The 10838-nt window shown below is 61.9% G+C and carries 9 protein-coding genes and 1 pseudogene; all 10 read left to right on the top strand.

Going from position 1 to position 10838, the window contains the following annotated elements:
• Positions 1–3: 3 nt before the first annotated feature.
• Positions 4–1434, top strand: a complete 1431-nt coding sequence (locus tag JL39_RS00050; protein WP_037144962.1) for an MmgE/PrpD family protein — start codon at positions 4–6, stop codon at positions 1432–1434.
• A 1-nt stretch (position 1435) separates the two neighbouring features.
• Positions 1436–2335: an oxaloacetate decarboxylase gene (locus JL39_RS00045; protein ID WP_037144960.1), complete on the top strand. Its 900-nt coding sequence runs from the start codon at positions 1436–1438 to the stop codon at positions 2333–2335.
• On the top strand, positions 2332–4071 hold the full coding sequence (locus tag JL39_RS00040; RefSeq protein WP_037144954.1) for a hydantoinase B/oxoprolinase family protein: 1740 nt from the start codon (positions 2332–2334) through the stop codon (positions 4069–4071). Before JL39_RS00045 ends, JL39_RS00040 begins: the two co-directional genes overlap by 4 nt.
• Positions 4068–6143 (top strand): hydantoinase/oxoprolinase family protein, encoded by a 2076-nt coding sequence (locus tag JL39_RS00035; RefSeq protein ID WP_037144933.1) that lies wholly within the window; start codon positions 4068–4070, stop codon positions 6141–6143. The genes JL39_RS00040 and JL39_RS00035 overlap by 4 nt, the downstream gene beginning before the upstream one ends.
• Positions 6140–6748: a cysteine hydrolase gene (locus tag JL39_RS00030; RefSeq protein WP_037144930.1), complete on the top strand. Its 609-nt coding sequence runs from the start codon at positions 6140–6142 to the stop codon at positions 6746–6748. Before JL39_RS00035 ends, JL39_RS00030 begins: the two co-directional genes overlap by 4 nt.
• Before the next feature lie 21 nt (positions 6749–6769).
• Positions 6770–7261, top strand: coding sequence for a hypothetical protein (locus JL39_RS30345; protein ID WP_052182546.1), 492 nt, complete (start codon positions 6770–6772; stop codon positions 7259–7261).
• The gene (locus tag JL39_RS00020) at positions 7258–8643 is read left to right on the top strand and encodes an FAD-dependent oxidoreductase (RefSeq protein ID WP_037144927.1); all 1386 of its coding nucleotides are present in this window, start codon (positions 7258–7260) and stop codon (positions 8641–8643) included. The genes JL39_RS30345 and JL39_RS00020 overlap by 4 nt, the downstream gene beginning before the upstream one ends.
• A 16-nt stretch (positions 8644–8659) precedes the next feature.
• Entirely contained in the window at positions 8660–9418 is a 759-nt protein-coding gene (locus tag JL39_RS00015; RefSeq protein WP_037145899.1) for an aspartate/glutamate racemase family protein, read from the top strand.
• A gap of 11 nt (positions 9419–9429) precedes the next feature.
• Positions 9430–10086: an aspartate/glutamate racemase family protein gene (locus JL39_RS00010; RefSeq protein WP_037144924.1), complete on the top strand. Its 657-nt coding sequence runs from the start codon at positions 9430–9432 to the stop codon at positions 10084–10086.
• Positions 10087–10169: 83 nt separating this feature from the next.
• Positions 10170–10367 (top strand): annotated as a pseudogene (locus tag JL39_RS00005) (aldehyde dehydrogenase family protein); the annotation flags it as partial.
• Positions 10368–10838 lie beyond the last annotated feature (471 nt).

Raw genomic sequence — 10838 nt, 5'->3', positions numbered from 1 at the left:
ATCATGACCATCGTTACCCGAAACATCATTACTCCGGGCATCGTTCCCGCATCCGTGCTTCTGGCCGAACCCCGGCCTGACTGGCTGACTCGATGGGGCCGTTTCGGCGTGACGCTGGGCTTCGACAAGCTCCAGCCGGAACTGGTCGCCCAGACAAAACTTGTTCTGCTCGATTGCATCGGCGCCATGGCATCCGGCATGCAGGAGCCGGAACTGCTGAAACTCGCAGGACGCCTCGCCAAACGCGGTCGCGGCGACGTAGCGGCTGTCGGTGCCGGCATTTCGCTGCGCGGCGACGATGCGGCTTTCATCAACGGTACAGCCGGCACCGCACTGGAGCTGGATGAAGGCAACTCGTTCGCACGCGGCCATCCCGGCATACATGTTCTGCCGGCGGCATTGTCGACCGCGCTTGCCGGTGGCAAGAGCGGCAGGGATTTCATGACCGCCTTCATCCTCGGTTACGAAGTGGGCGCGCGGGCGGGGGCTGCCTGCCGCCTGCGCCCCACCGTTCATCCACATGGAACATGGGGAACGATCGGCGCGGCTTTTGCGACCGCCCTGCTTGACGGAGCCGACGAGGAAGCTCTGATCGAGACGGTCAATGTTTCCGCGACACTCAGCGTCGGCGCCAGCCTGCGCGCAATGTTGGAAGGCGCCACCGTGCGCAACAGCTTCTGCGGTTTTTCCAACCGCAACGGCATGATGGCCTGGGATATGGTCGCTTCCGGCTTCAAGGGTGAGATCGACTCTGTCTGCACCGTTTATAGCGGCATCCTCGCCGAGGGTTTCAAGCCGGAAATGATGGCGGATGAACTCGGTAGTCGTTACGAGATCCAGCGCAACTATTTCAAGCGCCACGCCGCCTGCCGCTTTACCCATGGTTCGCTCGATGTCGTCCGGTCGCTGATCACGGCCCACGGCAGGATCGCGCCTGAAGACATCGCTTCGATCGAGGTCGAGACCTATGCCTACGCGGCACAGCTAGACAGTCTCGAACCCTCCAACATGCTGGCGGCAAAGTTCTCGCTGCCGTTCGCGGTCGCCACGACGATCATCAACGGCGAAGCCTCCGTGCCGGCTTTCCGCCAAGCCTCTGTCGACAACGAGACGATCCGCGCGCTGGCCCGCAAGGTCTCGGTCCGCGAAAAACTGGAATACACCGCCATGCTGCCGGACAAACGCCCGGCGCACCTGACCATCCGCCTCGCCGACGGCCGCGTGCTGGCTGCGGAGACCATGACCAATCGCGGCGATGCGGTCGATCCCTACACCCCGGATGAGGTCCGCGCGAAGTTCTTCGAGCTTGCCGTCCCGGTCTGGGGCAAGGCCCATGCCGATCGCATTCTGAATGCCATTGAAACGATCGAAACGGCGCCGGACCTGAAAGGCCTCAACAACCTGCTTGCCCAGCCTGCGATCAAGGAAGCCTGAAATGACCTTGAAAACTCTCCTGTCCCGGCCCGGCCCGATCGTGGCCCCTGGGATCTACGACGCCCTGACGAGTTCCATCGCAACCGATGCCGGCTTTGATGCGCTTTATCTCTCCGGCGCGGCGATCGCCTACACCAGGCTGGGTCGTCCGGACATCGGCCTCGTCTCGATGACGGAAGTCGCCGATGTGATCGAACTCGTGCGCCACCGTGTCGAGACGCCGGTCATCGTCGATGCCGACAATGGTTACGGCAATGCGCTGAATGTCCTGCGGACCGTCAAGACCTTCGAACGGGCTGGCGCCAGTGCCATCCAGCTTGAAGACCAGACGCTGCCGAAGCGTTGCGGCCATCTTCAGGACAAATCGCTGATCTCGGCATCCGAAATGGCCGGCAAGATCAAGGCGGCCGTTGATGCCCGGACAACGGAAGAAACCCTGATTATCGCCCGCACGGATGCCGTCGCCGTCGAAGGCTTCGAAGCGGCGATCGAACGCGCTTCGCATTATGCCGATGCCGGCGCAGACGTGCTGTTCGTCGAAGCCCCCCGCTCGCAGCAGCAGTTGGAAGCCGTCTGCAAGGCACTCGGCCACCGTTTGCCGCTGCTCGCCAACATGGTGGAAGGCGGCAATACGCCGATGATGACAGCAGGCGAACTCGGCGCACTCGGCTTCAAGATTGTCATCTTCCCAGGCGGCATCGTACGGGCCATCGCCCGCACCGCACAGGATTACTATCATTCGCTCCAGGCCAATGGCAGCAATGAGCCCTTCCGCGACCGGATGTTCCAGTTCAACGACCTGAATGAACTGATCGGAACGCCGGAAATGCTTCAAGCCGGGCGCGAGTACGAAACCTTCGTTCCACCGAAGGGCGCCTCCAAGAAGGGCAATGCAGCATGACCACGAAAACGCTCGATCCCGTAACACTCGCCATCCTCAATGGACGGCTGGAACAGATCGCCGACGAGATGGACGCGACGCTATATCGCTCCGCGTTCAACCCTATCATCGCCGAAGCGCGCGACGCCTGCCACGGTCTCTACCACGCGGAAACCGGCGCGACGCTCGTTCAGGGCACGCGAGGTCTGCCGATTTTCGTGGGCGCCATGGCCTTTGCGGTGAAAGCGGTCATCGAGAAGGTGGCCCGAGATGGCAATCTTTCGCCGGGCGATACTTTCCTCTTCAACGATCCCTATGCCGGCGGTACACATCTGAACGACTTCCGGCTCGTGAGGCCGGTTTTCCGCGACGACAAGCTCTATTGCTGGATCGCCTCGGTCGGCCACTGGCTGGATATCGGCGGCAATGTGCCAGGAGGCTTCAACGCCAAGGCAACGGAAAGTTTCCAGGAAGGCGTGCGCATCCCGGTCGTCAAGCTCTTCACCAAGGGCGTCATCAACAACGACATTGTCGAGATCCTTTCTGCCAATTCGCGAGTGCCGCTATCCAACTACGGCGACCTGAACGGTCAGCTGAACGCGCTCGACCTTGGCGAACGAAGGCTCGGCGAGCTACTGGACAGCTATGGCAACGACACGGTGGAGGCAGCGTTCGAGGCCTTTTCGAACCGCGCCGAAGCAATGATGCGCGAGGAAATCCGCGCCCTGCCGGATGGCACATATGTCTTCGAAGACTATCTCGACAATGACGGGATCACGCCGGACAAACTCACCATCGCGCTCGACCTGACGATCAGGGGCGATGAGATGGTGCTGGACTTCTCCCGCTCCTCCGGCCCCTGCGCCGGACCGCTCAACATCGCCTATTCGACGGCGGCCGCCTGCTGCTACGTGGCGCTGAAGCATGTCTTCACCAGCGTGCCGGCCAATGCCGGCTGCCTGCGGCCGATCGAGTTCGTCATTCCGGAAACCACGCTGCTTGGCGTCAAGCCGCCGAAGCCGGTCGGCGGGTATACGGAAACCATCCTGCGCGTCATCGGCGTCGTGTTCGGCGCGCTTGCGCAGGCCGATCCCGCCCGCGCCACAGCTGGCCCGTTCGGCACGATCAATGCGCTTTCCATCGCCGGTTACCGCGATGACGGTTCGCGTTACGTGATGTTCTCCTTCTTCGGTGGCGGCCTTGGCGGCAATCCCGAAAGCGACGGCTTGAACCACGCCAACAACCCGATCTCCATGGCGACCATTCCGCCGGCAGAAATCATGGAAGCCTCCTATCCGGTGCTCTTCACCCAATGGGCGCTGCGGCCGGATTCGGCCGGTGCCGGTTATCACCGCGGCGGTGTCGGCGCGATCTACGAGGTCGAGGCCATGACCGACGCGGATGTCTTCCTGCTCGGCGAACGCGGCGTCTACGCGCCCTTCGGCGTCGCCGGCGGCGGGGAAGCGGCGCTCAACCGCTTCACCTGGCAGGCTGATGACGGCGAACACTCGCCACCGCTTGCCTCCAAGGTCGCGGATGTCCGCATCAAGCCCGGCCAGCGCGTGCGCATCGAAGCCCCCGGCGGCGGCGGTTTCGGCAATCCGAAGACGCGGCCTGCCGAAAAGGTGGCCCGCGACGTCCGCCTCGGCTTCGTCAGCCGTGAAGCAGCCCGCGAGATCTACGGCGTCGAAACCGATGCCGCAGGCAATATCGATATGACTGCGACGATGAAACTGCGTGAAGGAGCTGCCGCATGAACACCAACGTAAAGACGGGCGGCGCCTCCGTCGTCGGCGTCGATGTCGGCGGTACGTTCACCGACCTCTTTTTCCACGACGCTGCGACCGGCCGTTTCCGGACCGCCAAGGTTTCCTCCAACCGCGGCGATGAGGCGATCGGCTTCCTCGAAGGCCTGAAGACCTTCGGCTCGATCGCTGAACTCGGCTCTATCGTGCACGGCACGACGGTTGGTACCAATGCACTTCTGGAGCGCAAGGGCGCCTGCACTGCGCTCATCACTACGACCGGTTTCCGCGACGTTTTGGAAATGCGACGCCGCGACCGGCTGAATACCTGGGGTCTATGGGGCGACTTCGTACCCGTGATCGAACGGGACCTGCGTTTCGAAGTGAACGAACGTATTCTGGCGGATGGTACCGTTCGCAAAACGCTCGATCCGGAAGAAGTCAAGGCCGCCGCCCGCCGTGCGCTCGCTGCGGGTGCCGAGGCGCTCGCCATTGTTTTCATCAACGCCTATGCCAACCCGGCCAACGAACTCGTAGCGCTGGACGCCGCCCAATCGGTCTGGCCGAACGAGAACGTCGCGTGCTCTTCACAGATCCTGCCCGAGATCCGCGAATTCGAACGCACCTCCACTACGGCGCTTAATGCCTATCTGCAGCCAGTCGTCGGCGGGTATCTTCGCAAGCTGACGGATGCGCTGAAAAGCGAAGCCTTTAGCGGACGATTCCACATCGTCCAGTCGAACGGTGGCGTCATGTCGACGGAGACAGCACGTCGCCTGCCGGTGCGCACAGCCCTGTCCGGTCCCGCGGCCGGCGTCATCGCTGCGGCGGCAATCTCCAAGGCGGCTGGTTTCCCGAACATCATCACCGGCGATCTCGGCGGCACGTCCTTCGACGTTTCGCTGGTCGTCGAGGGCGAGACCTCCCTTGCTGCCCAGACAACGATCGACTTCGGCCTCGTCATCCGCACGCCGATGATCGAAATCACCACGATCGGCGCCGGCGGCGGTTCGATCGCCCATGTGGATGCTGGCGGACTGTTGCAGGTCGGGCCGGAAAGCGCCGGCTCGCGCCCCGGCCCGGTCGCTTATGGGCAGGGCAATACGCGCCCGACGCTGACCGACGCCAATATCGTGCTCGGCCGCATCAATGCCGACCGCCCAATCGGCGGCAAGCTCGCGCGTCTCGACGTCGAAGCCGCCAAGAAGGCCATCGAGGAACATGTGGCCAAGCCTACCGGCCTCGGTGTGATGGAATCCGCCGAAGCGATCGTAAAGATCGCCGACGGGCGGATGGCCGGCGCCATCCGCCTCGTTTCCATCGAACGCGGCCATGATCCGGCGAAATTCGTTGCCGTACCGTTCGGCGGCGGCGGCGCACTGCATGCCGGCTCATTGATAAAGGATGTCGGCCTGCAGGCCGCACTCGTGCCGCGTTTTCCGGGCGTCACCTCGGCGCTCGGCTGCGTCATAGCCGACATTCGCCACGACCAGGTGCAGACCGTCAACCTGACGGTCGCGGCACTCGACACCGAAGTCCTCGACAAGCGTATGGTGGCGGAGGCGGAAGCCGCCCGTCAGATCGTTGAGGAAGCCGGCCTGCAGATAGAGCGTATCGATGTCATTTTCGAACTCGACATGCACTATGTCGGCCAGACTCACACGGTTTCCGTGCCGCTGCCGGTGACGGTCGAAAATGGCTCGACAGGCGTAACCCGCGAGATTGTCCAGGCCGCATTCGATGCGGCATATCAGTCATCATTCAGCCGGCTGCTACCGGGCCTCCAGGCCAAGATCGTCAACCTGCGAACCTCGGCGATCGGTCGCCGGCCGCATTTCAGCCTCGGGGCACTGGCTCCGGAACCGGGTACGACCGTGGAACAGGCGAAGCGCGGCAACCGCCCCGTCTGGTTCGATGGCGGTTGGCATGACACGGCGATCTATGCTCGCCTCGAACTGCCGGTTGGCGCGGTGATCCAAGGACCGGCCATCCTCGAACAGCCGGACGCGACCGTATTGGTCGATCCAGACCTCATGGCTCGCGTCGACGACTTCGGCAACGTGATCATGGAGCGGAAGGGATGAGCAAGTCCGCCATTCCGGTTGAGAAAACTGGTCTGATCATCGTCGATCTCACCAACGATTTCCTGGCCCCGAATGGGGCTTATGGGCGCGCCGGCCAAGGCGCACAGGAGATCGCAGCCCTTCCGGAAAGGATCAAGCCGCTGGTCGACCTCCTGCGCGCCAAAGGCGGTTGGGTGATCTCGGCACAGTTCACGCTAGTGCCGGCCAAAGGCGGCGAGCCGATTATCTCGCCGCATCTGAAGGAACTGCGCCCCTTCCTCGGCAAGGGTGACTTCGCGCCCGGAAGCTGGGGCAACAGCCTGGTTGACACGCTGGCGCCGGCCGATCTGGTGGTGGAGAAAGTTGCATATTCCTCCTTCTACATGACGCGACTCGAATGGGTTTTGAAGAAATGCGGCATCGAGCGCCTGCTTGTCGGCGGCATCGTCACCAATGGTGGCGTCGCTTCCACGGTCCGCGACGCGCATGTCCGGGATTTCGACACGACCGTGCTTTCCGACGGCTGCGCCGCCTTTTCGCAAGCCACCCATAACGTCGCGATCGAGGCGCTGAAACCAGTCGCCCGCGTCGCCACCATTGCCGAAATCTGCGCCGAGCTCGGCTGAGCCAAACAATCGGAGGATATCATGCCCGTTATCGAGACCACGCTGATCGAAGGATATGACGCGGAGACGAAAGCGCGTCTGATGAAGGGCATGGCGCGCGTGGTGCGCTCTGTGATCGCGGCGGTGCCGGAAGGCACGATCACCGTCATCCGTGAAGTAAGCCCGAGCTCCTATGCCCGCGGCGGGATTCCGCGAGTGCCTGGTCCGCCACTCCCGCCGGCAACGGATTTCGTCGCCGACTTTGCGAAGGCGCTCGCAAGTGGCGATGCGGCGAAGGCGTCCGCATTTCTCACGCCAGAATTTACCGCCACGGATACCAAAGGTGCCACGATCAATCTCGCCGGGCTGATGAACGCCGCAGCCGGTCGGGTCTATGTTCGCTTCGACGAATCCGTCAACGACGAGAACGTGCTGGTGTTTGCCGAAGGTAGGGCCGGTTCCGCCCGCTTCATCGAACGCTTCACCATTTCCGGAAAGCTGATTTCCGGATACACAATCTGGACCACCGCATGAACAGCGCAGGTGACAAGGCCGACATCGTCATCATAGGCGCTGGCGCAGCCGGCCTTTGCGCCGCGCTTGCCGCCTGTGAAGCTGGTCTTTCCGTCATTGTGCTGGAGCGCGACACGGAGCCGGCTGGCAACACGGCGATGACACTCGGCATGCTTCCGGGCGCCGGCACGCGTTTCCAGCGCGAGAAGGGCATCAAGGATACGCCCCAGCTTTTCCTCGCCGACATCATGAAGAAGGCCAAGGGCAAGACCGACGAGCATCTTGCCCGTGCCGTTGCACAAGCTTCCGGTCCCGCCGTCGAATGGCTGCATGACCGGCACGGCGTGCATTTTGAACTGCTGGACGACATTCTTTATCCAGGGCATGCGCGCCATCGTTATCACGTCCCGAAAAGCCGAACCGGCGTCGAGATGGAGGCCAATCTTCTCAGGGCCGCGCAGGCTGCCGGTGCGCAGATCGTCACGGGCGCATTGGTACAGCAGCTGTTGTCGGCGGAAAACGGCCGAGTGGAGGCGGTCGGCTATAGCCTCAACGGTAAAGACAAGGTGATGGGTGCTGGCGCGGTCGTGTTGGCAACGGGCGGTTATGGCGCGGATGCCTCCATCGTCGCGCGACACATTCCCAGCATGGCGGATGCGGTTTTTTGCGGCCATCACGGCTCGACGGGCGACGCGCTGCGCTGGGGCGAAAAACTCGGCGCGGCCACAGCCGATCTTGGCGGCTATCAGGGTCATTGCGTGGCCGACGGTCCCGACCTGCCCGTCACTTGGGCATTGGTCATCCGCGGCGGTTTCCAGGTGAATTCGACCGGCAGGCGTTTTTCCAACGAGATGAGCGGTTATTCCGAGCAGGCCTCCGAATTGCTGAGCCAGCCCGACGGCACCGCTTGGACGATCTACGACAAACGCTGCGAAGAGCCGGCGCTGACGTTTCAGGATTATCACCGCGTGCTGGAAAGCGGTTCGGTCGTAACGGCGGATAGCATCGGCGAGCTCGCCGACAAGATCGATGTTCCACACGAAGCACTGCAGGCGAGTTTTGACCAGGTCTCCGCGGCGATCGGCGGCCTTTCGGCTGATCCGTTCGGCCGGGAGTTTACCGACTTGATGCCGCTCGAAGCGCCTTTTCTGGCGGTTCGGGTCCGAGGAGCGCTGTTTCACACCCAGGGCGGCCTGATGGTCGATGCATCAGCGCGCGTGCTGCGGTCGGATGGTTCGGCGCTACCCAATCTCTTTGCCGCCGGCGGCGCGGCACGTGGTCTCTCCGGCCCGGCTTCTTACGGTTATCTCGGCGGCAACGGCCTGCTGACGGCCGTTGTTCTTGGGCGTTTCGCCGGAGAAGGCGCCGCGGCGCTGCTGGGCAGCGCAAGACAAACGAAATGATGTGGAGGATCTGAGTTTGGCCAAGGTTCTAGTGATCGTCCCCTTTCCGATGGACGAGGACAATCTTTCGAAGCGTAAGGCACAACTCGACGCGGTCAGGCTTGGCGAGGGCATCGAGTTCGATTTCAAGCCGGTGCGCATCGCGCCGGTCAATTATGTCAGCCAGCAGGATTCGGTGCTCGCCGATGTCGGTATTCTGGAAGCCGGACTGCAGGCACAGGCTGAGGGTTACGACGCGGTTTGCATTGATACGATGAGCGATTCCGGCATGTCGGCGCTGCGTTCGGTGCTCGATATTCCGGTTATCGGCCCAGGCCGCCATTCCATGCTGCTGGCACTAACGCTTGGCGAAAAGTTCTCGATCCTCGCCATGTGGGATCGCTGGCGGCATCTCTATACGAAGACGCTCGCCGAGCTCGGTCTGCAGCACAAATGCGCCTCGCTACGTTCCGCCGGACTGCAACCGAATAACCAGAGCCTGCTCGCTGGCAAGGAAGACGAATTCTTCCCGGCGCTTTACGAAGCGGCGATGCGCTGCATCGAGGAGGACGGCGCCGATGTGATTATCCTCGGCTCGACCACGATGCACGAGGCACATGCCTATCTCGCCGAGCGCCTGCCTGTACCGATCATCAATCCGGGTCCATTGACCTATCGGCTTGCCGATGCAGCGATCAAACTGAAGCTCGCACATAGTCGCGTTTCCTACCCCTCCCCTTCGCAGATCGCAACCAAACGCCTGGCCGAAATGGGCAAGATTGCAGCCGGACTTTGAGGAGGACCAAAATGACCCGCATTCTTCTACTGTCGCCCGCCGACCTCGACCTAGCCGATGAGGTCATCGTCACCGGCGTCACCGATTCCGACACCGAAACCGTCCATCGCCGTGTCATCTATCCCTCCTGCCCGCCGATCGGCGCGCATGACTGGGCGCTTGCCGACCTCGCCATCATGGCCGCCGGACAGGACGCACAGGCTGAAGGCTTCGACGCAGTCTGCCTCGCCGATTTTGGAGATTACGGCGCCAACGCACTTCGTTCGCTGCTGGATATTCCGGTCGTCACCGCCGGCCGTGCGTCCATGCTGCATGCGCTTACGCTTGGCGCTCATTTCAGTGTGCTCACCGGAGAACGGGATTATGCCCGCGTTAAGAAACTCGTGCACGAATATGCGCTCGACTCGCAGTGCGCCGGCATTCATCTGTTGAGGCCCGGGGCCGAGGTCCTGGATGTGGTCGGTAAGGCCGAAGTGCTGGTGATCGCCGGGGGAACGCAAAAGTCCGGATTTGATGTGCCTAATATCCCGATCGTCGATCCTGTTTCGCTGGTGGTGAAAATCGCTGAAAGCCTCGTGGGCCTTTGCCTTTCCCACAGCCGCCGCGCCTATCCGGTGCCGCAGATGCGTAAGGCGGCATTGATCAAGGCTATCTCGCACCAAAGTTAAGGCAGCGATCGAAAAGATCGAAGAGCATGTGAATGACGCCCTCTCAAAGGCGCGCGCGTGGTCAAGGGCGGCAAGTGGCATGCGCGGCAGATCTGGTTCGTGTTTTCCGCGTTGCCGAGGCCTTGGAATCCGGCATGACCGGTATCAATACAGGCCTTATACCGACGGCTGAAGCACCGTTCGGCAGAGTCAAGCTCGTCGGTCTCGGCGACTTAGGATTGCGTTGCAGCATCGAGGCCATCACCAAGGTCAAATATGTGTGCGTCGGCAGCGTTGGCTAATCAAAATGCTCCCTTGCGGCGACCGTTCTGCAAGGCGCATTCCCGCGGGCGTATGAACTTCCGAATTCCGGAAAGATTCGAACCCGATAGTGTTCCTTTGCAGTTGATCTTCGCTTTTGATTGAACTCACCATTTAGCCGAAACCGTTTCATTGGCGGCGTGATCTGTTTACTTTTCGTCACAAGCCATGGCTTGTGAGGCTACGTGTTCTTTTGATCTCGCATTAAAAGGACACGTGCGCGGAGCACATGCTCTTGCTCCAGGCTAGGCCGTTCCGGAGGCTATGCCGCAGTGGCTTGGTAGGTCGGATACGTGACGGACGCCTTCGGACGAACATCGGCAACATCTCAACCCTCGCTAATGCCGTCGCCGCATTCAACTCGACGGAGCGACAGACAGGCAAGACGATCATCCGCACTAGTGTGACGTCCCAGAGATTATGACTCGTTGAGCAAAGGTGTTGGATAAGAC

Source organism: Rhizobium sp. YS-1r, assembly GCF_000757525.1.
GTDB classification, from domain to species: Bacteria; Pseudomonadota; Alphaproteobacteria; order Rhizobiales; family Rhizobiaceae; genus Neorhizobium; species Neorhizobium petrolearium.
This window is presented reverse-complemented; position numbering and strand designations above follow the sequence as displayed.